Origin of the sequence: Cryobacterium psychrophilum, assembly GCF_004365915.1 — a bacterium.
GTDB classification, from domain to species: domain Bacteria; phylum Actinomycetota; class Actinomycetes; order Actinomycetales; family Microbacteriaceae; genus Cryobacterium; species Cryobacterium psychrophilum.
The window spans coordinates 1,239,927-1,263,211 of the sequence record NZ_SODI01000001.1 but is presented as its reverse complement, the minus strand read 5'-3'; the positions used below and the strand labels follow the sequence as shown (position 1 = coordinate 1,263,211).

Annotated in this window: 22 protein-coding genes; 15 read left to right on the top strand and 7 right to left on the bottom strand. The window is 64.8% G+C overall.

What is annotated here, in order from left to right; all coding sequences use genetic code 11:
• Nucleotides 1-91 precede the first annotated feature (91 nt).
• Together EDD25_RS05775 and EDD25_RS05770 are read left to right on the top strand one after the other, a co-directional pair.
• Complete coding sequence (locus tag EDD25_RS05775; protein WP_134171461.1) at nt 92-2,278, top strand: alpha-ketoacid dehydrogenase subunit alpha/beta; 2,187 nt, start codon at nt 92-94, stop codon at nt 2,276-2,278.
• Nucleotides 2,278-3,612 (top strand): dihydrolipoamide acetyltransferase family protein, encoded by a 1,335-nt coding sequence (locus EDD25_RS05770; RefSeq protein ID WP_134172443.1) that lies wholly within the window; start codon nt 2,278-2,280, stop codon nt 3,610-3,612. Before EDD25_RS05775 ends, EDD25_RS05770 begins: the two co-directional genes overlap by 1 nt.
• A gap of 528 nt (nt 3,613-4,140) precedes the next feature.
• Here the strand turns inward: EDD25_RS05770 and EDD25_RS05765 are convergent.
• Nucleotides 4,141-4,578: a VOC family protein gene (locus tag EDD25_RS05765; protein WP_134172442.1), complete on the bottom strand. Its 438-nt coding sequence runs from the start codon at nt 4,576-4,578 to the stop codon at nt 4,141-4,143.
• 22 nt (nt 4,579-4,600) lie between these two features.
• Nucleotides 4,601-5,044: a helix-turn-helix transcriptional regulator gene (locus EDD25_RS05760; RefSeq protein WP_134172441.1), complete on the bottom strand. Its 444-nt coding sequence runs from the start codon at nt 5,042-5,044 to the stop codon at nt 4,601-4,603.
• Nucleotides 5,045-5,249: 205 nt separating this feature from the next.
• On the opposite strand from EDD25_RS05760, the gene EDD25_RS17460 reads away from it, so the two are divergent.
• From EDD25_RS17460 to EDD25_RS05745, 4 genes are all read left to right on the top strand, one after another.
• Nucleotides 5,250-5,423, top strand: a complete 174-nt coding sequence (locus EDD25_RS17460; RefSeq protein ID WP_166671207.1) for a hypothetical protein — start codon at nt 5,250-5,252, stop codon at nt 5,421-5,423.
• 250 nt (nt 5,424-5,673) lie between these two features.
• Nucleotides 5,674-7,155 carry an IS21 family transposase gene (istA, locus tag EDD25_RS05755; RefSeq protein ID WP_134175076.1) on the top strand — a complete coding sequence of 494 codons (1,482 nt, stop codon included), beginning with the start codon at nt 5,674-5,676 and terminating at the stop codon, nt 7,153-7,155.
• Entirely contained in the window at nt 7,152-7,883 is a 732-nt protein-coding gene (gene istB / locus EDD25_RS05750) for an IS21-like element helper ATPase IstB (RefSeq protein WP_175183030.1), read from the top strand. Before istA ends, istB begins: the two co-directional genes overlap by 4 nt.
• Nucleotides 7,884-8,146: 263 nt before the next feature.
• A complete protein-coding gene (locus EDD25_RS05745; RefSeq protein ID WP_134172440.1) occupies nt 8,147-10,765 on the top strand; it encodes a putative bifunctional diguanylate cyclase/phosphodiesterase in 2,619 nt (872 codons plus the stop codon).
• 13 nt (nt 10,766-10,778) lie between these two features.
• Here the strand turns inward: EDD25_RS05745 and EDD25_RS05740 are convergent, their stop codons facing one another.
• Nucleotides 10,779-11,210 carry an Lrp/AsnC family transcriptional regulator gene (locus tag EDD25_RS05740; RefSeq protein WP_134172439.1) on the bottom strand — a complete coding sequence of 144 codons (432 nt, stop codon included), beginning with the start codon at nt 11,208-11,210 and terminating at the stop codon, nt 10,779-10,781.
• 124 nt (nt 11,211-11,334) lie between these two features.
• Here EDD25_RS05740 and EDD25_RS05735 point away from each other — a divergent pair, with 124 nt between their 5' ends.
• From EDD25_RS05735 to EDD25_RS05725, 3 genes are all read left to right on the top strand, one after another.
• Entirely contained in the window at nt 11,335-12,366 is a 1,032-nt protein-coding gene (locus EDD25_RS05735; RefSeq protein ID WP_134172438.1) for an ornithine cyclodeaminase, read from the top strand.
• A gap of 10 nt (nt 12,367-12,376) precedes the next feature.
• Nucleotides 12,377-13,345, top strand: coding sequence for a citrulline utilization hydrolase CtlX (gene ctlX / locus EDD25_RS05730; RefSeq protein ID WP_134172437.1), 969 nt, complete (start codon nt 12,377-12,379; stop codon nt 13,343-13,345).
• Nucleotides 13,346-13,480: 135 nt separating this feature from the next.
• The gene (locus tag EDD25_RS05725) at nt 13,481-14,488 is read left to right on the top strand and encodes a DMT family transporter (RefSeq protein WP_241986283.1); all 1,008 of its coding nucleotides are present in this window, start codon (nt 13,481-13,483) and stop codon (nt 14,486-14,488) included.
• Here the strand turns inward: EDD25_RS05725 and EDD25_RS17455 are convergent.
• The 3 genes from EDD25_RS17455 to msrB all read right to left on the bottom strand — a co-directional run bounded on the left by EDD25_RS17455 (nt 14,485) and on the right by msrB (nt 15,740).
• Nucleotides 14,485-14,661, bottom strand: a complete 177-nt coding sequence (locus tag EDD25_RS17455; RefSeq protein WP_166671206.1) for a hypothetical protein — start codon at nt 14,659-14,661, stop codon at nt 14,485-14,487. The two genes, EDD25_RS05725 and EDD25_RS17455, sit on opposite strands and share 4 nt — an antisense overlap.
• Before the next feature lie 84 nt (nt 14,662-14,745).
• The gene (locus tag EDD25_RS05720; RefSeq protein ID WP_134172436.1) at nt 14,746-15,273 is read right to left on the bottom strand and encodes a nitroreductase family protein; all 528 of its coding nucleotides are present in this window, start codon (nt 15,271-15,273) and stop codon (nt 14,746-14,748) included.
• A 65-nt stretch (nt 15,274-15,338) separates the two neighbouring features.
• The gene (msrB, locus tag EDD25_RS05715; protein WP_134172435.1) at nt 15,339-15,740 is read right to left on the bottom strand and encodes a peptide-methionine (R)-S-oxide reductase MsrB; all 402 of its coding nucleotides are present in this window, start codon (nt 15,738-15,740) and stop codon (nt 15,339-15,341) included.
• 229 nt (nt 15,741-15,969) lie between these two features.
• Here msrB and EDD25_RS05710 point away from each other — a divergent pair, with 229 nt between their 5' ends.
• The 5 genes from EDD25_RS05710 (at nt 15,970) to groL (ending at nt 20,145) form a co-directional block, all read left to right on the top strand.
• A complete protein-coding gene (locus EDD25_RS05710) occupies nt 15,970-16,248 on the top strand; it encodes a DUF3263 domain-containing protein (protein WP_338419609.1) in 279 nt (92 codons plus the stop codon).
• A 36-nt stretch (nt 16,249-16,284) separates the two neighbouring features.
• Nucleotides 16,285-16,848, top strand: a complete 564-nt coding sequence (locus tag EDD25_RS05705; protein ID WP_134172433.1) for a LytR C-terminal domain-containing protein — start codon at nt 16,285-16,287, stop codon at nt 16,846-16,848.
• Between the two features lie 223 nt (nt 16,849-17,071).
• Nucleotides 17,072-17,275 (top strand): cold-shock protein, encoded by a 204-nt coding sequence (locus tag EDD25_RS05700; protein ID WP_134172432.1) that lies wholly within the window; start codon nt 17,072-17,074, stop codon nt 17,273-17,275.
• 171 nt (nt 17,276-17,446) lie between these two features.
• On the top strand, nt 17,447-18,394 hold the full coding sequence (locus EDD25_RS05695) for a DUF3048 domain-containing protein (RefSeq protein WP_166671205.1): 948 nt from the start codon (nt 17,447-17,449) through the stop codon (nt 18,392-18,394).
• Between the two features lie 131 nt (nt 18,395-18,525).
• On the top strand, nt 18,526-20,145 hold the full coding sequence (groL, locus tag EDD25_RS05690; protein ID WP_134172430.1) for a chaperonin GroEL: 1,620 nt from the start codon (nt 18,526-18,528) through the stop codon (nt 20,143-20,145).
• Nucleotides 20,146-20,276: 131 nt separating this feature from the next.
• Here the strand turns inward: groL and EDD25_RS05685 are convergent, their stop codons facing one another.
• Nucleotides 20,277-21,971 (bottom strand): glycoside hydrolase family 13 protein, encoded by a 1,695-nt coding sequence (locus EDD25_RS05685; protein WP_134172429.1) that lies wholly within the window; start codon nt 21,969-21,971, stop codon nt 20,277-20,279.
• A gap of 108 nt (nt 21,972-22,079) precedes the next feature.
• Here EDD25_RS05685 and EDD25_RS05680 point away from each other — a divergent pair, with 108 nt between their 5' ends.
• A complete protein-coding gene (locus EDD25_RS05680) occupies nt 22,080-23,285 on the top strand; it encodes an ROK family protein (protein WP_134172428.1) in 1,206 nt (401 codons plus the stop codon).

The window sequence follows — 23,285 nt, the reverse complement described above, 5'->3', positions numbered from 1 at the left end:
TTGTGATTGGATGCAATCAAGAAGTATGGTGGGTTGTGGACCCGCCCGGTGAATCACGGGCCGACCGATTTTCAATGGAGAAAGAGGAACGATGCCGAAAATGCACCGATTGGATCCAGCCGCACCGTGGGTGCAGATCACCACGACGCCCGCGGACTGGAAGGCGGCCGACCCGACGCTCCTCGCTGCAATGCTCGGTGAACTCCATCTCATCCGGGCCTTCGAGGAGACCGTGCTCGACCTCGCGGGCGAAGGCCTCGTGCACGGCCCGGCGCACTCGAGCATCGGCCAGGAGGGCGGCGCCGTCGGCTCAATCGTGGGCCTGAGGTCGACCGATGCCATCAACGGCTCCCACCGTGGCCACCACCAGTTTCTCGCCAAGGCGATCACCCACGTCTCGTCGGGCGAACTCGACCTGGCGAACCTCGTGAGCGAGCCGATCCAGACCGTGCTGCAGCGCACCCTCGCGGAGATCCTCGGTCTCGCCCAGGGCTATTGCGCAGGTCGTGGTGGCTCCATGCATCTGCAGTGGTTCGAGGCGGGAGCCTTGGGCACCAACGCTATCGTGGGCGGCGGGGTGCCGCTTGGCGCGGGTAACGCCTGGGCGCAGAAGCACTCCGGCACCAGCGACATCACGCTCAGTTACTTCGGCGACGGCGCCGTGAACATCGGCTCTGTGCTTGAGACGATGAACCTCGCCGCGGCGTGGAAGCTGCCGTTCGCTTTCATGATCGAGAACAACCTCTACGCTGTATCGACCTCAGTGCAGGAGGCCACTGCCGAGCCCCGGCTGTCTGGCCGCGGTCTCGGCTTCGCGATCCCGTCCTGGCGTGTCGACGGCATGGACCCGCTCGCTGTGCACCTCGCGATGCGACAGGCGGGAGAGGTCATGCGCTCGGGTGGTGGTCCCGCAGTCGTGGAGCTCGAGGTCTACCGCTTCTTCCACCAGAACGGCGCCTACCCCGGAAGCGCGTTCGGCTACCGATCGAAGGAGGAGGAGGCCTCGTGGCGCGCCCGCGATCCCCTCGAGCGCGTGGCGAAAGAGATGATCGCCCTCGGGCTCATCGACGAGGCGGGCGTCGCCTCCGTGCGGGAGCAGGCGCAGGCCGCTATGACGGATGCCGCCGCGCAGCTCACCGAGGCCGACCCGGAGTCGGCCGGCAAGCGTCGCATCCGCACCGAGCTCTGGCCCGATACCGACTTCGTCGACGTCGGCTTGCGCGGTGACACGAGTGAGCTTGCCGAGGCGCGCACCCTCGACCCGCTTCACTACGACGGGGAGCTGGAGCGCAAGAAGTTCGTGGAAGCTGTGGCCGCGGTCATGGACCGCCGCATGGACCAGGACGAGCGGATCGTCCTCATGGGCGAGGACATCCACCGGTTGGGCGGCGGCACGAACGGCGCCACGAAGGGACTGACGAAGCGCTATCCCGACCGGGTGCTCGGCACCCCGATCAGCGAGAACGCGTTCGCCGGCCTCGGCGGTGGCATGGCGCTGGACGGCCGCTTCCGCCCCGTCGTCGAGTTCATGTATCCCGACTTCCTCTGGGTCGCCGCCGATCAGGTGTTCAACCAGATCGGCAAGGCCCGCCACATGTTCGGCGGTGTGAACCCGGTGCCCCTCGTGCTGCGCACGAAGGTCGCAATGGGCTCCGGCTACGGATCGCAGCACCTCATGGACCCCGCCGGGATCTTTGCGACCAGCCCCGGCTGGCGCATCGTCGCACCGTCCACCGCGGCAGATTACATCGGCCTGATGAACGCGGCGCTCGCGCTGCAGGACCCGGTACTCGTTATCGAACACGTCGACCTTTACGGTCAGGCCGACGAGGTGCCGGCCGGCGACCTCGACTATCAACTGCCGTTCGGCAAGGCCGGAATTCGCCGCGCCGGCAACGACGTCACGGTCATCAGCTACCTCTCCATGGTGCGCCATTCGCTGGAGGCCGTCGAGCAGACCGGCATTGACGCCGAGGTCATCGACCTGCGCTGGCTCGACGCGGCCTCGCTCGACTGGGACACCCTCGGCGAGAGCATCCGCAAGACCAACGCCGTTCTCATCGTCGAGCAGGGCGCACGCGGCACCTCGTATGGCGGCTGGCTCGCCGACGAGATCCAGCGACGTTTCTTCGACTGGCTCGACCAGCCCATCGAACGCGTCACGGGCGGCGAAGCATCGCCGAGCATCTCCCGCGTGCTCGAGCGCGCGGCGATCGCCCGCACCGAAGAGGTCGTCGCCGGCCTCGAGCGCGTTCGCGCGGGAATGGGAGAGCGCTGATGGCCACTCTGATTCGAATGCCCGAGGTGCTCGCGGGCAGCGAGGATGCCGCCATCCAGACCTGGCTCGTCAGCGTGGGGCAGGCGATCGCGGTCGGCGTGCCACTGGCCGAGGTCGAGACCGAGAAGGCGATCGTCGAATATGCGGCCGAGACCGAGGGCACCGTGCTGCGGTTGCTCGTCGCCGAGGGTGAGCCGGTCGCGGTCGGAACCCCGATCGCGGTCGTCGGCGCCGAGGGCGAGAACATCGACGACATGCTGGGCGACAGCCCGGCCGCGGTGCCTGCGTCTGCCAATGCGGTACCGAGCGAGGTGGTCGCTGCGGCGGCCCCCGAGCCCGAAACCGCGCCGGAGCCGGGGGAGTCCCCGCTCGCATCCGCCCCCACCGAGCTCGACGGTAGCCACGGGCAGGGCGATCACGCGCCGGGCAACGGCGAACGCCGCTTCGCGAGCCCACTCGTTCGCCGGCTCGTCAAGGAGCGCGGGCTCGACCTGTCGGGCGTGCGCGGCACCGGCCCCGGCGGCCGAATCGTCCGGCGCGACATCGAGGGGCTCGCGACTGCCCTGGAAAATCCAGCAGCTCCAGCAGCTCCGGCCGTGGCTGCCGCCGCGGCTCCCGCACCGGCCAGCGCGGCTCAAGCCGTTCCGGCGGAATCCGGGGGAGTCGACATCCCGCACACGGCCATGCGCCGGGCGATCGCGCGCAGGCTCACCGAGAGCAAATCGACCGTTCCGCATTTCTACCTCGTGGCCGACTGCCGGGTCGACACACTCATCGCCTTGCGTGCGACCGTCAACAGCGGGGGCTCCGTCAAAGTCTCGCTCAACGACTTCGTTGTCAAGGCGGCGGCAGCGGCATTCCAGGACGTGCCCGAGGCCAATGCGACGTGGGGTGAGACGGCCATCCGTCGGCACGACTCGGTCGACATGTCGGTCGCGGTCGGCATCGACGGGGGCCTGGTCACGCCGGTCCTCCGCTCCGTGCAGACACTGTCCCTCACCGAGATCAGCCGTTCGATCGGCGACCTCGCTGAGCGTGCCCGGGCAGGGAAACTCCGCCAGCACGAGCTCGAAGGCGGCAGCTTCGCGATCTCCAACCTCGGAATGTACGGGGTCACCGAGTTCTCGGCGATCATCAACCCGCCGCAGTCGGCGATCCTCGCGGTCGGCCTCGCCCGGCAGCTTCCCGTGGTCGTCGACGGGGCGATTCAGGTGGGAACCGTCATGACGGTGACCCTCTCGGCCGACCACCGGGTGCTCGACGGTGTGCTCGCGGCACAGTGGCTCGCGGCGTTTGTCCGGAGGATCGAGAATCCGATCACGATCCTGATCTAGCAGACGGGAATACCTCCCCGGTCTACTTTTTCGCGAGCGTTGCTGTGTTTTCAACGAGCAGGCTTTCAACCTGCGCGTCAAAGCTGAGATGACATGAATCATGGAAACGTCACACGTGGCACAGGAACTCGGTCCAGCTGATGAGCTCCGAATCCGTGGTCTTCGACGAAGGAACTTTCGCGTTGTTTTTGGATCACTACCTTTCGTTCGATCGTGGTTGACGCTTCCGTTCGTACCGCACGGAGATTAACGGTGCTCGCCGCGCATTGCAGAAGGACGCGGTCAGTTTCGTCGGAAGTGGCCGCGAAGGCCGTCCTCGTGACCAACTCCTGGACCGCACCCGACGTGGGAGCCTACGATCAGGAGACGGGCCACCATCTGTGGACAGTTGACGTAGACATGCACAGTTCGCCTGCGGGCGATTCGGAGTCCCTTCATTGCCCAAAGGCGGTCTGTTCGCTGGCCGCTCACGAAAGTTAGCCTCATGGCGTCTCCGGCGTCGCGAAATGGGCTGTGAAAGTCTGCCCGCTATGAAGGAGCAGATTCCTCGCCTTGGCTGGGCATTTGCGTGATCCGGATCTGGTTCCCAAATGGATCCCGGATCGCCATGTCGGTGCCGTACATCTGTTCGGTCGGTTCTTGGATGATCTCGACACCCAGCTCGGTCAGTTTCCTATAGGTGTCATGACAGTCGTTCGTGGTGAGGATCATCCAACTCGATGTGCCTCGCTCGGTCAGCTCTCGCAGCATCTCGGCTGTCTCGGGCGAGCCTGTGGCGGACTGGTCGCCGATGCGCTGAAGCAGCACAACCCGATCGGTGCGGGAGGGTAAACGCACAGTCAACCACCTCATATTGCCTAGGTCGGCGTCGGTTTCGACCTCGAAGCCGAGCTTGTCGACGTAGAACGCTAATGCTTGGTCTTGATCGGTCACGTACATCGGAGTGACAAGAATATTGGTGAACATGTGCCAACAGTAGAGGCGTTCGCTATCTGCTGGCTTCTCCAATTGTGCTGTCTTTGTTCCACGCACGGGCGATACATCCGGGAATCGGACCAATTGGTCCGCGTGCCCGGTGACGGGTGGGAGTTTCGCCGACAATACGCACGAATGTCCGCGTGAAGGTCCCCAGACTGGCGTATCCGACCGCGTTGGCAATCTCAGTGACAGGTAATTCACTGGTTCGCAGTAACCATTTGGCACGCTCAATACGTCGACGGTAAAGATACTGGTGTGGAGATTCGCAGAACACGAGGCGGAGCCGTCGAGAGAAGTATGAAACCGACATATGCGCTATTTCGGCGATCGCGGCCACATCAAGCGGCTCCGAGAAGTGTCGATCGAAACGGGCCACGCGGCATACTTCTGCCAGCGTTCGTGGGTGATGGCAGGACTCTCCGGGATCGTCTCGGTCGGCGCCGCTGGTCGTCATTTCTCACCGCGTGGCGAGACGAGCACGCTCCGGCCCACAGGCCGCACGGAACAACTGGAGACATGCTTCGATCGCTTCGCGTTCCGCGCCCGGGAGAAAGGTACTGTGGGGAAGTCGTAACATTCGCTGTTCTTCGGCCGATAATGATGAGTGAGACGGATTGGTCGCTACCCACCGCGGACATGATCATCGAAGGAATAGTGCAGTGATGGAACCGCGTGAGACGTCGAGCGCCACGATTAGTCTGATCCTGGGCTATGTGCGTGCGCATCGCGGCGACCAGGCGGTGCATGATGTCTTGGCGCTCGCACAGGTTGAACTCTCGCCCGAGCAGTTGCTGGAACCCTCGTCGTGGGTGTGTGTGATCAACTCTTTGTAGGCCGTTTCGGCGCTGGATTCCTGCCAAGTTAGCGGCTGGTTTCCTGCCAAAAAAGCGCTAAGAATCAGGCCAGCAGATTCCCCTCCAAAACCTTGGATCCGGGGATGCGTAGAGATTGAGATCACCGGTGGCCGTGGCCCTCTCCCAAGCGATGGAGACATGGGCCCGCCACCCCCCGATAGGTTCCTAAAGGCGTGTCTACTGCCAAGCGGTCGCGCCGGAAGGAACCAGGAAGCAGATGACGGTACCCATGTCCGTGCAAGAAAATATCAGAACTCTCGACTCCCACGGAATTGCGGGCCGTGAAATCGCCCGCCGGTTGGGAGTCAGCCGCGACGCGGTGGTCAAATACACCGGTCAACGTGACTACTCACCCCAGCCTCCGGCGCCGATGGCCCGGCCCGCGGGCTCGGCGATGACTGGGTTTGAAACGACCGTGGAAGAGTGGTTGAGCGAGGACCAGCGCCGACCCCGGAAGCAACGCCACACGGCCAAGCGGGTCTTTGACCGGTTGGTCGCCGAGAGGGGTTTCACCGGCAGTTACTCTCCGGTGCAACGCTTCGTGAAGAAGTGGAACGACCTTCATCGCCAGGCCGGGGAGGGCTTCACCGAATTGGTCTGGCCGGCCGGCACCGCGCAGGTCGACTTCGGCCAGGCCGAGGCCATCATCGGCGGGCTCCGGCAGGTCCTGCATATCTTCGTTGTCACGTTTCCGTTCTCGAACATGCGCTTCGTGCAGGCCTACCGCGGCGAAACCGCCGAGTGCGTCTGCCACGGGCTGCGCACTGTGTTTGATCACATCGGTGCTGCGCCGCGGCACTTGGTCTTTGACAATGCCACTGGCATCGGACGACGCGTCGGCACCAAGGTCGTCGAGACCAAGCTGTTTGGCGCGTTCAAACTGCACTACCGATCCGAATCCAGATACTGCAATCCATACTCCGGCAACGAGAAAGGCAACGTGGAAAACGCCGTCGGGTTCCTCCGCCGGAACCTGATGGTCCCCGAGCCCGAAGCAGCCACCTTGCAGGGCCTGAACGAGGTGCTGATGACGCGGTGCCTGGCGCTGGCTGAGGCCACGCACTACCGGAAAGGCCTGCCCATCAGCGAGCTCTTCGCCCAGGACGTCGCTGCCAGCCTGGCGTTGCCCGGCGTCGGCTTTGACCCGGTGCGTTACGAGTCCCGCACCGCCGACAAGAAGGGCAACCTCCTCATCGACGGGAACACCTACGCGGCCGGTTCCTCCTTCCACAGCCGCACCCTCACGGTCGGATTACGCCACGACGTCATCGAGATCCTCGACGAACAGTCGACGCCCGTCCGCTCCTTCCCGCGGGCCTTCGGACGACAGACCGAGACGATCTTCGGACCGGCCGCGCTCCTGCCGTTGCTAGTGACCAAGCCCGGCGCCTGGAGCCATTCCCAGCTGCGGCCGTTGGTCCCAGGGCCCGTGCGCGACTGGCTCGACAAGGCCACCGCAACCAACCGGCGCCGACTTCTCAGTGCCGTTGATGCCGCATCAGGATCGGCCGGGTTCGATGCTGCCATCACTGCTGCTGACATGCTGATCCAGCGCGGAGACACCCCGGAGATCGCTGCGTTGGGCATGCTCGCCCGGCGCCTGGCCGGCGGGACCAGCCCGGCAGTGGAGAACGTGGACTTGAGCGTTTATGACATCTTCACCGCCGACGCCTTCACTACCGTCAACACGCTGACGGGAGAAATCGCATGACCCTGATCACTGCGCAGGACATCATCGCGACCGGCCGGCAAGCATCGCTGACCCACGCCGTGCTGGTCGAATGGGCCGAGAAAGGCACCCCGAAACAACGCGAATACCTTCACGGAGTGCTCCTGGCCGAGCACGAATCCCGACAAGCATCACGCCGTCAACGACTGTTGACGGCCGCTCGGCTGCCGGCGCTGAAATCGCTCACAGGTTTCGACTACTCAAGCGTGAAATTCCCCGAGGACTACGGCCGGGAGGAGCTGACGTCGTTGGATTTCATCAACCGGGCCGAAGACCTGGTCCTCTACGGCGACGTTGGCACCGGCAAAACCCACCTCGCCAGCGCGCTCATCGCCGCCGCCTGCCAGCAAGGAATCCCAGGCCGCTTCTACACGACCTCGTCGCTAGTGATGCAGCTGCGCCGCGCCAAAGACGAAGGCCGCCTCGACCGGGAACTAGCCAACATAGCGAAGAACCGGCTCATCGCAATTGACGAATTTGGCTACCTCCCGATTGATACTGAGGGAGCTCGGCTCTTGTTCCAAGTCATCGCGGATGGTTATGAAAAAAGAAGCCTGATCATCACAACAAATCTAGAATTTTCGCGCTGGGGAACGGTGTTCGGCGACGACAACATGGCCGCAGCCGTCATCGACCGCATCGTCCACCACGGCCGCCTCCTCCAGTTTCGCGGCGAGTCCTACCGCGTGAAGCACGCGCTCATGAAATAGCCCTGGACCGGCCCGGCCGACCTCGAACCTGACGCCGACCGGGCCACCGCAACGCCCTGCTCCAAGGCTCGTGGCGACGGAGTTAACCCCGAAAACCGGCCGATGAGGCCGCGGTGCTCAACTGGCCGGAAACGGTGCTGAACTGGCAGGTTTCTTAGCGCTGAAATGGCCGGCTTCAAGTTGACAAAACACAGTGGGTCAGCTACGCCACCCGAATTCGACTTTTCGAGGCGGCCACGGCCGTACTTGGTGACCCACGCACCATGTTTGAAATGGGGGCGACAGCGGCCACCGGCAGCGCTCCATCCGTGCTCCTGCAGCTTCTTTCCACCTTCGCGAACCCCGCCGCCGCCTACCGCCGCCTGCCACGCATCGTGCCCAAGTTCACCACCACATCGACGATGGAGGTGGTGGAAGTCGAAAAGTCGCGCGCGGTCGTCCGGTATCGCCTGCGTGACGGATACGAGCATTCCCGGTTGGACTGTCAATACGCCAGCGGGTTGCTGGCGGCCGTACCCACGCTTTTCGGGTTCGGGCGTGCCAGGATTGAGCACCGCGAGTGCCAGTCGGATGGCTTCCCCGCCTGTACCTATGAGATGACGTGGTCGAAGCGTGAGCGGTGGTGGTCGTCGCGCAAACCAGCGCTATCCACCCAGCAATCCTTTGGTGCGTTACTTCATCGGGTGAAAGAGGTGCAGCACGCCGCGGCCAACCTGGTCAGCAGCGAAGATCTCGACGAGATGCTCACCCGCATCGTTGACCACGCAGACTCAGCCGTCCTGGCCCCGGCGCACCTTGTCGTGATCCAGCCGGACCATGGCCGGCCCATCGTGCGTTCGCATGGCCTTGACCCCGAGGAGGCCGAGCGCACTGCGGAGCAGATCCTGAGTGGGGACGACCTCGGCGAGCGTTCGGTCGTCGTTCCCATCGAGTCGGCGCGAAGGCGTCACGGTTACGCGGCCGCACTGTTCTCGCCGGGGCATCAAGCGATGGACGGCGAGAAAGAGCTCTTCGAGGCCTACGCCGGACACGCCGCAGCCGCACTCGATCTGTTCACCGCGCTCGACGGCAGCAACCGCGAGGCACGCCGTTCGTCGGCGCTCCTCGGTCTCGCCCATGAACTCGCCGTCGTTGACAGTGTTCAACAGGTGTCAGAAGCGATCGCCACGGCCGTGCCGAAGATTGTCGGCTGCGACCTGTCCGCGGTGTTGATGTGGGACCAGCACCTCGGAGTCTTGAAGACCGTCGCGACCTCCCAATTTGGTGAAAAGGAACGCAGCCTTCTGCTGCAGAACCCGCTTCGTGCCTCAGAGACTCCGGAGATCACGGAGATCCTTGCGAACCACAGGTCGGTCCTCCTCAGCATTGACGCTGTAAGCCCTCCCCTTGCAATGCTCCTTGGCGCCATCGGAGTGCCGAGTGTGATTGCTGTGCCTCTCCTTGCCGGTGACAAGCTCATGGGCATTGCCGTCGCCGGCTGGTGCACACCGGTACCGCTCGAACGCGAGTGTGGGCTGCTTGCGCGCATAGAGGGAGTCAGCCAACAGGGAGCCAAGGCCCTGGAGAACGCACGCCTGCTCGCCACCGTACGGCACCAAGCCCTGCACGATTCCCTGACCGGCCTGCCGAATCGAGTGCTGTTCACCGGGGCGCTTGAGACGGCGCTCGCGGAGAGCGGGCCGGAATCCACCACGGCCGTGCTCTTTTGTGACCTCGACAATTTCAAGCGGGTGAACGACAAGCTGGGGCATGGCACGGGGGACGAGCTCCTGCGTCAAATCGCCGAGCGTTTGCGCGTCGAGATCAGTGAGGGTGGAACGATTGGCCGCCTGAGCGGCGACGAGTTCGCCATGGTATTCCGTGAAGTGCCGGGGGAAGCGTGGGCCGTCGACCAGGCGAAGCGAATTGTGGAGTGCCTCAACGTGCCCTTCCGGGTGGCCGGCCAAGGTCTGCGGATCACGGCGAGCGTGGGCGTTGCCCTGCACGGGGGTACCAATGGGCGGGGTGAGCAGCTGCTGGTCGCCGCTGACACCGCCATGTATGCGGCCAAGCGACTCGGGCGCAACCAAGTATCCGTGTCGAATGAGATATCCGCCACCGGGCCCTCACCGCTGCAACACGAAGAGCTGGCCTTGGCGCTTGAGCGCAACGAGATGCGACTACATTTTCAGCCGATCGTCGACATGTCCGTGACGGACACGGGTGACGTCGTGGGCGTGGAGGCCCTCATCCGGTGGGCGCATCCGCGGCTCGGGCTCCTCGCCCCTGGCGCATTCCTGCCCCTCGCGGAAGAGACCGGGCTGATCGCCGAGCTGGACCTCTGGTCGCTCGGAGTTGCCTGTGAGGCTCTGGCGAACTGGCCGGATAACGGCCGCCGACCCGTGCACGTGGCGGTCAACCTGTCGAGTGCGACCCTGGTCGATGAGCGGCTGTTGCCCACGGTGCGAGCGGCCGTGCACCGGAGCCAGTTGTCACCGGATCGGTTGATTCTTGAGGTGATCGAGAGCCGGGCGCTCATTGACGTTCCCGGCACGATCGAGCAGCTCACCCAGCTCCGCCAGTTCGGCGTGCGCATTTCCCTCGACGATTTTGGCACCGGGTTCTCCACGCTGGCCTGGCTCAAGGCGCTGCCTGTTGACCAAATAAAAATCGATCGTTCGTTCATCATGGACCTGCCGGATGCGGCATCCGTCGCCCTCGTTCAGGCGTTGCTCGCCCTCGCCCAGAAGCTCAAGATTGGCGTGATTGCCGAGGGTGTGGAGACCATTGAGCAGCTGCACGTGCTGCGTGAAGCCGGCTGTTGCTACGCCCAGGGTTACCTGCTCGGGCGCCCTGCCCCCGCGCTCGAAGCCGGTGCGCCGGATCCGGCGATCCTGGCCTGACCGGCGGTGCTGCTCATACGAGCACAGAGCTGAGCAGCAGGCTCGTCTCGCTGTTGACGATGCCTTCGACCGAGCGGATGCGACCCAGCAGGCTGTCGAAGTTGCCGAGGGTGTCGGTTCGTAGTTCCGCCACGAGGTCCCAGCCGCCGTTTGTGGTGTGCAGGGCGTGCACCTCGGAGAACCCGCGCAGCTTGCGAATGACGGCGTCGGTGCTTCGGCCCTCGACTTCGAGGAGCGTGATGGCGCGGATGGAGGACGGGTCCCGGTCTTCTCGGACTCGAACGGAGAAGCCGACGACCGTTCCCGAGTGCTGGAGGCGGTCGAGGCGTGCGGTCACGGTCGACCGGGTCACCTCGAGGTGGCGGGCAAGGCTCGCCACGGACTCCCGCGCGTTCACCCGGAGGAGCGCGAGCAGGCGGCGGTCCAGATCATCAAGGGTCGACATGGCACTAAGTGTATAGCGAGGCCAAACGGATTGCGCGTTTTGGTGGGCAAAATGATGCTCAAGAGCCATGGTCGCTACACATCGCCTAGTAATACCGTTGACTTAACGAGGAAAGGAGGCGCTGATGGTGCGCTTCGTAGATGTGGCAAATATGACCAAGTGGATCGCCCAGGATGGCGTCGAACCGATCATCACCGGCATGGTCGACTATCTTGAACAGGACTTTCTGCGCTGGGAACTCTTTGACAAGACCTCGCGCGTGCCGAGCCACTCGGATTCCGGTGTGATCGAACTCATGCCCACGAGCGATGGTGACACGTACGCCTTCAAGTACGTCAACGGTCACCCGCTCAACCCGAGTCGCGGTTTTCAGACCGTGACCGCTTTCGGTGTCCTCGCGAACGTTTCCAACGGTTACCCCACCTTCTGGTCGGAGATGACACTCCTGACGGCGCTGCGCACGGGCGCCACGAGTGCCATGGTTGCCAGGCTCCTGGCGCGCCCCGATTCGAGCACGTTGGCCCTCATCGGCGCCGGAACGCAGTCCGAGTTCCAGGCCCTGGCGTTCCGCGCCATTCTCGGCATCACCGAGATTCGAATCTGGGACACCGACCCCGCCGCGATGGAGAAGTTCGCGCGCAACATGGCGCCGCTCGGATTCGACATTGTTGTGGCCACGAGCGCCCGTGAAGCTGTTCGCGGAGCCGACATCGTCACCACGTGCACGGCGGACAAGGCAAACGCCACCATCGTCACGAATGACATGATCGAACCCGGCATGCACCTCAATGCCATTGGGGGCGACTGCCCGGGCAAAACAGAACTCGACGCCGAGATTCTGCGCCGAGCAACCGTGTTTGTTGAGTTCCCGCCGCAGACTCGCGTCGAGGGTGAGATTCAGCAGCTCGACGCGGACTCACCCATCACCGAGCTCTGGCAGGTCATGGCCGGACGTGCCGCCGGACGCACCTCGGCCGAACAGGTGACGGTTTTCGATTCCGTGGGCTTCGCGATCGAAGACTTCTCGGCGCTGCGCTACGTGCGTGATGCCGTTGATGGCACGGGGTTCTATGACGAGGTCGACCTCATCGCCAACCCCGCGGACCCGAAGGACCTCTTCGGGCTCGTGACTGCAGCAGCGCCCGTCCTCGTCTAAGACGACGGTCATGTCCGCTCAGGCGCCCAGCGCCGTCCTCCTCGTTCGCCCGCACCACTTTCACCCCAACCCGCAGACGCAGGCCGACAATTCCTTTCAGAGCGCCGCCGTGCCAGGGACAGACCTGTCCCTGGCCGGCCGCGCCTACGACGAAGTCTCGCTCGTGGCCGCGACGCTGCAGGAGCATGGGGTGACCGTGCACCTCTTCGACGACGCTCACGACGCGTCGCCGGACAGTGTCTTCCCCAACAACTGGTTCTCCACGCACGCGGGCGGGCACGTGGCTCTGTACCCCATGTACGCGCCGAACCGGCGCACCGAACGCCGGCCCGACGTGATCGAGCTGCTCAAGGAGCGCTACCGCGTTCAAGACGTCATCGACTATTCCGGGCTTGAGCACGACGGCATCTACCTCGAAGGCACCGGTGCCATGGTGCTCGACCATGTGAGCCGAGTGGCCTATGTGGCACGCTCACACCGGGCAGACCCCATCGCCCTCGAGCGGTTCTGCACGAACTTCGGTTACGAGCCCATGGTCTTTGACGCCGTGGACGAAGCGGGCGTGGCCTGCTACCACACGAATGTCATGATGTGCATTGGCACGGATTTCGCGTTCATCGGTCTTGACATGATCACCTCCGCCAGCCGGCGGCGGGAGATCGAGTCGCGGTTGGCTGCTCCAGGCCGTACCGTCATCAGCCTCAGCCAGGCTCAGATTCGCAACTTTGTGGGCAACGCGATTGAGCTCCACGGCTCGGAGGGACGCATCCTGGCACTGTCCAAGCGGGCATTCACCGCCCTGGCTCCCGAGCAACTGGCCATCATCGAAAAGTCGGCGCAGGTCGTACCGCTCGATGTGCCCACGATCGAGCTTGCCGGCGGATCCGTGCGTTGTATGATCGCAGGTATCCACCTGGAGTCGCGTTCCCCGCGCACTCCGGCCGTCGCTGAAGCGGGTGTGCGCACGCTCAGCGCCTGACGAACGTGAGTATGAGGTGGCCCTCCTGATCTGCTCGGGCACCATGTCGCTCGACGAGCGCCGGTTTGCCGGCGGAACCGTGTGCCTGCGCACCGGCCTGCGCTGGCGCATCCGCTGGCCGCCTAAGATTACAGTGTGACCGAACTCAAGCCGCGCCCCATTCTGCGTGATCAGGTTACAGCGACCCGGCCGGTTCTTCCGGTGTGGCTCGCCGTGGTCTTTTCGGTGCTTATCGGCGCACTCTACGCGGTGCAGTCCCGCGTCAATGGCGAGCTGGGGGTGCAGATCGGCGACGGATTCTCCGCCGCCGCGATCTCCTTCGGCTCCGGGCTGGTGATCCTGTGTGTCTGCATGCTGCTCTGGCCCGCGGGGCGGCGCGGACTCACCAGGGTCGGGGAGGCCGTGCGCTCCAGGGACCTGTCCTGGTGGCAGCTGTTCGGCGGTGTCTCCGGCGCGTTCTTCGTGCTGTCGCAGGGCCTCACCGCTTCGTTGCTCGGTATTGCCCTCTTCACAGTGGCGATCGTTGCCGGCCAGACGGTGAGCGGCCTGCTCATGGATCGTTTCGGCATTGGGCCCGGTGGACGGCGCCCGCTCACCGCGACCAAGATAATCGGCGTGGTCGTTGCGCTGGTCGCCGTGGCCTGGACCGTATCCGGCCAGCTGAAAGGCGACGTGCCGCTGTGGATGCTCTGGCTCCCGCTCGCGGCCGGAATCGCACAGGGGTGGCAGCAGGCCGTGAACGGGCACGTGCGCATCCGTGCCCGCAGCGCCCTCACCGCGACATTTCTCAACTTTCTGACCGGGACCATCGCGCTCGTCATCGCCGCGGTGGTACACGGTTTCGTCGGCGACTTTCCGACGTCGCTCCCGACCGCCCCGTGGCTCTACCTCGGCGGCGCCATCGGGTGCATCTTCATCGCGGGCGCGGCCGTGGTCGTGCGCACGACCGGGGTGCTGCTCCTCGGACTCTCCATCGTCGCTGGACAGCTGCTCTGCGCGCTGGCCATTGATCTGATTGCGCCCACGTCGGGGCATCCGCTCAACGTCGAAACCGTTGGGGGATCGATGCTTGCTCTGGCCGCCGTGGTGATCGTGGGCTTTCGCTGGCAGCTCCTGGGCCGCCGACCCGCGCCGCCGGCCTAGTCGTAGCGCCGGGCGGGGACGCGCCGCTTGAACAGGAGAACCACCCAGACATAGACGCCAACGAGCTGCCACAGGCCACGCAGAGTGAGATCGGCAGCCGACACCGGCAACCGCGCGGCCCGCACGGTGACGGCGTTGGATCGAACCGGGACTGCGTTCAGTTTTTCGCTCACGAGGGCAGACTACGAGCACGTGGTAACGGTGCGGGGACCATCGGGTAACCGCAACGTGTCGAGGTTCGGTCGGGGTGGCGGGTGCTAGAGCGCGCTCAGGTACTCGTTCGGGTCGATCGGAGTGCGGTGGGCCGGCTTGCAATCGGCGGGCACGGCGCCAACATAGAGCCAGCCGAGCAACTGCTCTGAGTCACGGAGCCCATGCATGCGGCGCACGGCGTCGGCCCTGGTGTACGGGCCGCTGCGCCACATGACACCCCAGCCCGCTTCACTGAGCAGCAGCGTCAGCAGATGTGCGACCCCGGCGGCCGCGGCCTCCTGCTCCCACTCCTCGACCTTCTCGCTCGGCTGCCGACAGGCCACGATGGCGAGCAGAAGCCCGGCGCGCAAAGGCTTGCCCGCCTGTTTGAGCGCCGCATCGCCGGTCAGCCCGGCGGCTTGCACGAACGCCTGACCGAGACGGTCGCGGGCGTCGCCGCGCAGCTCGATCAACCGCCAGGGGCGCAGTGAGGCATGATCGGCCGCTCTCGCGGCCGCGGCCACGAGCGGCAGGAGCTCGGCGTGGCTGGGCGCGATCGCGGTGACCTGGGAGTGCGACCGTCGAGTCCGCACGGCCTCCAGCACGGGATGAACCGCACTTTCGATTTTAGACGGCGTTGAGTCGGCGCTTGGCAAGGTTATTCGGCGGGCGTGAAGTTGAGCGAGACGGAGTTCATGCAGTAGCGGTCACCGGTGGGGGTGCCGAATCCGTCGTCGAAAACGTGTCCGAGATGCGAACCACAGGCGGCGCAGCGCACCTCGGTGCGAACGGTGCCGAGTGAACGATCTTCAATGAGCTCAACCGCTTCCGGCCGCACGGATTCGTAGAAGCTGGGCCAGCCGCATCCTGAATCGAACTTGGTGCCGCTCTTGAACAGTTCGGCGTTGCAGGCGCCGCAGGTGTAGATGCCGGAGCGGCCTTCGTCGAGCAGCTCACCGGTCCACGGGCGCTCGGTTCCGGCTTCACGAAGTACCGCGTACTTCTCGGGGGTGAGTTCTTCGCGCCATTGTGCGTCTGACTTCGTGACTTCGTGGTCCATGGTGAATCCCTTCGTTGCCTCAGGCGCCTGCCGGCGACCTCTTCCCCAAGACTAAACTCGACGACCGGCGGTGACATTCCGCATTCGGTCAGGTTGCGGTGAATCTTCGCCGAAATGCGGCAGGCCGAGGTGACTTGGACAACAACCAGCACCGATGAATAGGATTGCCGTGTCGCACGCGTTCCGTGCCACAGGGGCACGTACGGGTCGGAGGTGGCAGGTGGAGGGTGTGCTTGAACCGGCCCCCGCCGTGGCCGGCCGGACCGAACGAGACCTGGCCATTCTTGTCTTCGAGAAAAAATGGTGGCGAAGCGCCGGCGCCAAGGAAGAAGCCATCCGGGCCGAATTTGCGCTGTCGGCTGCCCGGTACTACCAACTTTTGGCCGTCGTGATCGATTCACCATGGGCCCTTGCCCAGGATCCGATGCTCGTCAAACGATTGCGGCGGATGCGTGAGGCTCGCGCGTCAGCACGAGCTGGTCGTTCCCTCAGCGCTTACGATCAGTAGTCAGTACCCCCAAACGAGGACCGAAGCAGACCCACAATGCCCACTCATGACGTAAAAGACCGCTTCGACCACGTTCCGCATGACCTTCACAGGGTGGGCGCTCATCGAGCCCCCGGCCGCAAGGGGCGCGGTTGGGTGGCGTTCTGGTGGGCACTCGCAGCGACCATCGTGCTCATCGGCGTCGGCGTCGTCGGTATCCTGTCGTTGAACGACCGCCTCAGCTTCACCGTCCCCGGCTCCTCCCCGTCGGCGACCTCCACCGAGACCGCAACGCCGTCGGAGACACCGGCACCGACCGCTGTCGCGACGGTGGCCCCCGAACTCTCGGTGACGGTGCTCAACGGCTCCTCGTCGAACGGTGTGGCGGCGTCCGCTTCACAGACCCTGACGGATGCCGGCTGGAATGTGGGTGCCACGAGCAATGCCAACGTCCAGGACCAGCCGACCACAATCGTCTACTACGCCGACGCCTCGCTCGAGGGAGCCGCGCTCGGGATCGCGCAGTCGATCCCGGGGGCGCAGGTTCTGCTGGCGAATGATTTCGTCGATTCCGGCGGGGACCTGACCGTCGTCGTCGGCAACGATTACGTCATTCCGTAGCGCGCAGAACGATCCGTCTACTAGCGGCCTCCGCGCCTTGCGTCAACCCCCTGTTCTTCTCGCGCTGCTTCGCTACGATCTGGGTGGTCAAACGTTTTGTCCGTGCAATGCGCCCTTGTGAGTGAGGGCTTGGCGTGCAGGCGAAACGATCGCAGGTTCTGCGGCAGGCCCGGTACGGCCAATGGGCAGTTGCCGACGCAATCACAGCACCAAGGAGTAACACATGGCGAACGGAACCGTGAAGTGGTTCAACGCTGAAAAGGGCTTCGGCTTCATCACCGTGGATGGAGGAGGACAAGACGTTTTCGTCCACTACTCCGCCATCGACATGAGCGGATATAAGGTACTCGAAGAAGGCCAGCACGTTATCTTCGAGGTCGGCGCAGGAGCCAAGGGTCCCCAGGCTGAATCGGTTCGTCCGAACTAGGGTCCAATTTCAAGGCGCACCCCCGCTGACGCCGCCCGCCGCAACGGGCGGCGTTAGTGTGTCGAGGTGAACGCAATAAATAATCGGGTCGTTTGTCCCCGCAGATTCGGCCGCATCGTCGCGGTAATTATTCCGGCATTGCTCCTCAGCGCGTGCTCGAGTGCAGCCCCGGTGGCACCAACTCCCACCGCATCCGGTTGGGAATCGACCTATGCCGAGCCAGCGCCCATTGAACTGGCGCCATTGCGCGGGACTGAGGTCACCGCCGGAACCCTCGCGCATCCGTCACTCGCGGCCAAGATCGACAATCACGTAGCTGCTCGGCCCCAAATCGGACTCGAGCGCACTGACATCGTCTTCGAAGAACTCGTCGAGGGCGGCATTACCCGGTACGTGGCCGTATGGCAGTCAGATGTACCCGACGAGATCGGCCCGGTGCGGTCCATCCGGCCGATGGACCCCGACATCATGTCGCCGTTCGGCGGTATCGGAGCGTACTCCGGAGGAGCGCCAGCCTTTCTGGACATGATCAGGGTCGCGCCCGTGTTCAATGCCAGCTTTGACGAGGACACGACCGGACTGTTCTCACGCATCAGTACTAAGTCTGCGCCGCACAACGTGGTGCTCAAGGCGAGTGAAATGGTGAGTCGTCACGGTGACCTTCCCGCGCCGGCGCGACAGTTCGGCTACGCGCCGTCCGTCGCGGCTTCCTCAGCGATGGTGGACGGCACCCCCATCTCGGCCATTAACATGCGATTCTCCCCGGTGCGCTGGCCGAGTTGGAGCTGGGATGCCGCGGGCCAGTCCTACCTGCGTTCCCAGGAGGGTGCCCCCGACCTCGACGGTAACGGTGCGCAGCTGAAGTCGACGAACGTCCTCACCCTGCGCGTGGCGATCGACAACACGTATGGCGCCATCCCCAAGACGACGATGATCGGCTCGGGGGAGGCATCCGTTTCGACCGGGGGCCAGACGCTCAGCGCTACCTGGGCGAAGGACTCGCGGGACGATCCCATTCGTTTCGCCGACGCCAACGGGGTCACCATTCGACTCGCGCCGGGAAACACCTGGATCGAGCTCGTGCCCATCGATCAGGGATCGGTCGAGCTGTTGCCGTGAGCTGAGCCGTCGCCGCAAGCTGTTCGCTTGCACTCTCGACCCTAGAGTGCCAGAATCGACTTGGCACTCTGAGGTTTTGAGTGCTAACCCATCATCGTTTTTGGAACGTCCGGGAGGGACGAGTTACACATATGGCAAAAATCATTGCATTCAATGAAGAGGCCCGTCGTGGGCTTGAGCGCGGCTTGAACATTCTCGCCGACACCGTCAAGGTCACCCTCGGCCCGCGCGGCCGTAACGTCGTTCTGGAGAAGAAGTGGGGCGCCCCCACGATCACCAACGACGGCGTCTCCATCGCCAAGGAGATCGAGCTCGACGACCCGTACGAGAAGATCGGTGCGGAGCTCGTCAAAGAGGTCGCCAAGAAGACTGACGACGTAGCCGGCGACGGTACCACCACCGCGACCGTGCTCGCCCAGGCACTCGTCCGCGAAGGCCTGCGTAACGTCGCAGCCGGCGCCGACCCCATCAGCCTCAAGCGCGGCATCGAGAAGGCAACTGCTGCCGTCATCGTCGAGCTCATCGCCAACGCGAAAGAGGTTGAGACCAAGGAAGAGATCGCGGCAACCGCATCCATCTCTGCCGGCGACCCCGAGATCGGCGCCATCATCGCCGAGGCCATCGACAAGGTCGGCAAGGAAGGTGTTGTCACCGTTGAGGAGTCGAACACATTCGGCACCGAGCTTGAGCTGACCGAGGGCATGCGCTTCGACAAGGGCTTCCTCTCCGCGTACTTCGTGACCGACGCCGACCGTCAGGAAGTGGTCTTCGAAGACTGCTACATCCTGATCGTCAACTCCAAGGTCTCGAACATCAAGGACCTGCTCCCCATCGTGGACAAGGTCATCCAGACTGGCAAGCAGCTCCTCATCATTGCCGAGGACGTCGACGGCGAGGCCCTGGCCACGCTCGTTGTGAACAAGATCCGTGGCATCTTCAAGTCGGTTGCCGTCAAGGCTCCGGGCTTCGGAGACCGTCGCAAGGCTCAGCTTCAGGACATCGCCATCCTCACGGGTGGACAGGTCATCTCTGAAGAGGTCGGCCTCAAGCTCGAGAACGTGACCCTCGACCTGCTCGGTAACGCTCGCAAGATCGTTATCACCAAGGACGAGACCACGATCGTTGAGGGTGCCGGCGACGTCGAGGCGATTGCCGGACGCGTTCAGCAGATCCGCAGCGAGATCGAGAACACCGACAGCGACTACGACCGTGAGAAGCTCCAGGAGCGTCTCGCCAAGCTTGCTGGCGGAGTTGCCGTCATCAAGGCCGGCGCCGCAACGGAGGTTGAGCTCAAGGAGCGCAAGCACCGCATTGAGGACGCCGTTCGTAACGCGAAGGCCGCCGTCGAAGAGGGCATCGTCGCCGGTGGTGGCGTTGCGCTCATCCAGGCCGGCAAGACCGCATTCGAGAAGCTGGAGCTCACGGGCGACGAGGCAACGGGTGCGAACATCGTGCGCGTCGCCATCGATGCTCCGCTTAAGCAGATCGCCCTCAACGCCGGCATGGAGCCGGGCGTTGTCGCCGACAAGGTTCGCAACCTGCCGATCGGTTGGGGCCTCAACGCCGCGACCGGTGAGTACGTTGACATGCTCGCTGCCGGCATCAATGACCCGGTGAAGGTCACCCGCTCCGCGCTGCTCAACGCAGCGTCGATCGCGGGCCTGTTCCTCACCACCGAGGCCGTTGTCGCTGACAAGCCGGAGAAGAACGCGGCTCCGGCCGGCGACCCCACCGGTGGCATGGACTTCTAAGTCCGCCGCAGCACCATGTAGTACCGCACGACAGAATGGGCGTCTCCGCTGGGAGACGCCCATTTTTGGTGTCTGCTGGTCGCGCCTGCCGGCCCCCGGAGCTGCGCCCGCTGCGGGCGAGCGCACCCGGGTCAGGGGGCGAGCACCCAGGCGGTGGCATTCTCGGGGAGCAGGCTTGCCTGCAGGGGAGCGCTCGTGAGCACAACCTCGCCAGGCGGCAGCGCGACGGGCGCCCCGCCGAAGTTGGTGATGGTGTGCCATCCACCCGGGCGCCGGAAGTGGCGTACTCCAGGGTTGCCCGTGGGGATCCACTCGAGTTCCTCCGCGCACTGCAACTCGTGGCGCAGGGCGAGAGCCCGGCGGTAGAAGAGCAGCGTCGACTCCGGTTCCTGCTCCTGCACCTCAACGCTGAAACCGGCGAACCACGCGGGCTGTGGCAGGTGTGCTCCCGCCGCGCCGAAACCGAAGGAGGCGCCGGTGGCGGCCCAAGGGAGCGGCACGCGGCATCCGTCTCTCCCCTTCTCGACGCCCGTGTTGCGGAAGAACGCCGGGTCCTGGCGGTCGGCGTCGGGGATCTCGACGACCTCGTGCAGGCCCAGCTCCTCGCCCTGGTAGAGGTAGGCGGATCCGGGAAGCGCGAGCATGAGCTGCGTTGCCGCGCGGGCGCGGCGCGTCCCCAGGTCGCGGTCGAGCGCCGGCGTCTCGCCCCCCGCGAGTACCCAGGCCTTGCCATCCTGGCGGCCCTCGCCGATCGGCAGGCCGTAGCGGGTGGCATGGCGCACGACGTCGTGATTGGACAACACCCAGGTGGATGAGGCGCCGGACGCCGCAGCCTCCGCAAGGTTGAGCGTGATGATGTTCTGGAATTGGGCGGCGTCGAAGTTGGCCAGCAGCAGGTCGAAGTTGAAGGCCTGACCGAGTCCGTCAGTGCTCGCGTAGCGCGCGCGCCGGGTGGGGTGCACCCACGCCTCGGCGACCGCGGTACGCGGAGGGGTGTACTCGTTGAACACGGCGCGCCATTCGGTGTAGATGTCGTGCACCTCGTCGCGGTCCCAGAACGGATGCGAGCCGTCAATCTGTTCGCCCTCCCGGGTGAGGTCGATGCTTGATGGCAGCGGTTCGATGAGGTTCTTGGCGAGAGCGTGCGCCACATCTACTCGGAAGCCGTCGACGCCGCGGTCGGACCAGAAGCGCAGGGTCTTCAGGAAGTCGTCGCGCACCTCGCGGTTGTCCCAGTTCCAGTCGGGCTGCTCGGGGGTGAAGAGGTGCAGGTACCACTGGCCGGGCGTGTCGTCGGGTTCTTCGACTCGGTCCCAGGCGCTTCCGCCGAACATCGCGGTCCAGTCCGAAGGCGGCAGGTCGCCATTGGGGCCGCGGCCGTCGCGGAATATGTACCGGGCGCGTGCCGCAGACCCCCGGGGGGATGCGAGCGCTTCCTGGAACCACACGTGCAGGTTGGAGGAATGATTGGGCACGATGTCGACGATGAGTTTGATGCCGTTCGCGTGTAGGGCAGCCGTCATCTCGTCGAAGTCGGCAAGGGTGCCGAGCTTCGGGTCCACGTCGCGGTAATCGTCTACGTCGTATCCGCCATCGGCCAGTGCGGAGGGGTAGAAGGGGCTGAGCCATACCGCGTCGACGCCGAGGCTCGCGATGTACGGAACCTTGGCGGTGATGCCCTGTACATCGCCAATACCGTCACCGTTGGCGTCGGCGAAGCTGCGCGGGTAAATCTGGTAAACCGTGGCCTGCCTCCACCAATTCGGATCGGACATGCGGTCGGTGTCTCGTGGACGGGTGACGAGCGCGCGCTCGGTGGTGGTCATTGCGAAGTCCCTTGTGCGGTGCGTCGTGCTCGGCTTTGAGATAGGGTCTAAATTTATAGTGCAATGTCATTATGCGGACCACAGACTTCCCGCGTCAAGAAGGACACCATGGAACTGACGGCCACCGGTCCCCAGCTGCTCCGGCGCACGAATATGACCGCGATCCTCCGACACATGCGCGGAACGGGTGTGGTGACCGGATCCGACCTGATGGGGCACACCGGATTGACCCGTGCGACCGTGATCGCCGTCTGCGACGACTTGATCCGTTTGGGCTGGGTTCAGGAAATCGAGAGCCACCGCTTCAGTTCGGACAACATCAGGGGCCGCCCGGCCCGGCGGTTCCAGTTCAACCACGCCGCCGGTGCCGTCGTGGGCATCGATGTGGGCGCAGCGAAGACGACGGTTCTCGTGGCTGATCTCATGGGACGTCCCCTCGGCAAGGCAATGGAGACATTCGGCGCCTTCGAGGCGTCGACGGCGGAACGCGTGGCCACGATTGACCGGGCCCTGTCCGAGGCCCTCGAATCGGCTGGACTCACACCGTCGATGATCCTTGCCGTGGGGGTGGGGGTGGCCGCGGCTGTGAGTCGCGACGGGACCATCTCGCACGGTCAGGGGTTCTGGGAGGCCTTCGATATGGGGTTGCAGGCCGAGCTGTGGCAGCGGTACGGGTGGACCGTGCGGATCGACAATGACGCGAACCTCGCAGCCCTCGCGGAGCGATGGTGCGGCGTGGGCGCCGGGGTGGATGACCTGGCCGTGATGCTCGCCGGTGAGCGCATCGGGACGGGCCTGGTGGAGAACGGGCGGCTCCTGCATGGGAGCGCGGGTGGTGCGGGCGAGGCGGGGAGCCTCGAACTCATTGCCGGCGTGGGAACAGCCGACGGCATCGCCCGCCTGGCCCGAATCTGGGGTACCGCGGCGTTGGCCGATGGGTCTCCCTCCACCGCGCTGACCGCGCGGGGTGGCCCGGGCGGTACGGTGACGGCCGAAATGGTGTTCCAGGCGGCAGCCGGGGGAGACGCCGTCGCGTCCGCGATCCTGGAACGCATCGCCCTCCGCATGGCCCGGGTGGTCGCGATGCTCGGGACCATGTTGAATCCGACGCTCGTTGTTATCGGGGGCGCGGTCGCGGCATCCGCTGGCACGCTCGTTGCCACCATCGAGCGGGAGCTGCCCCGTTGGACGGCCACACCGCCGCGGGTGGCTGTCTCGACGTTGGGGGACACGATCGTGGCCGTGGGTGCCGTTCGCCTCGCGCTCGACTACATCGAGGTGAATGCGCTCGATCTCGATCTCGCGCCCGCATAA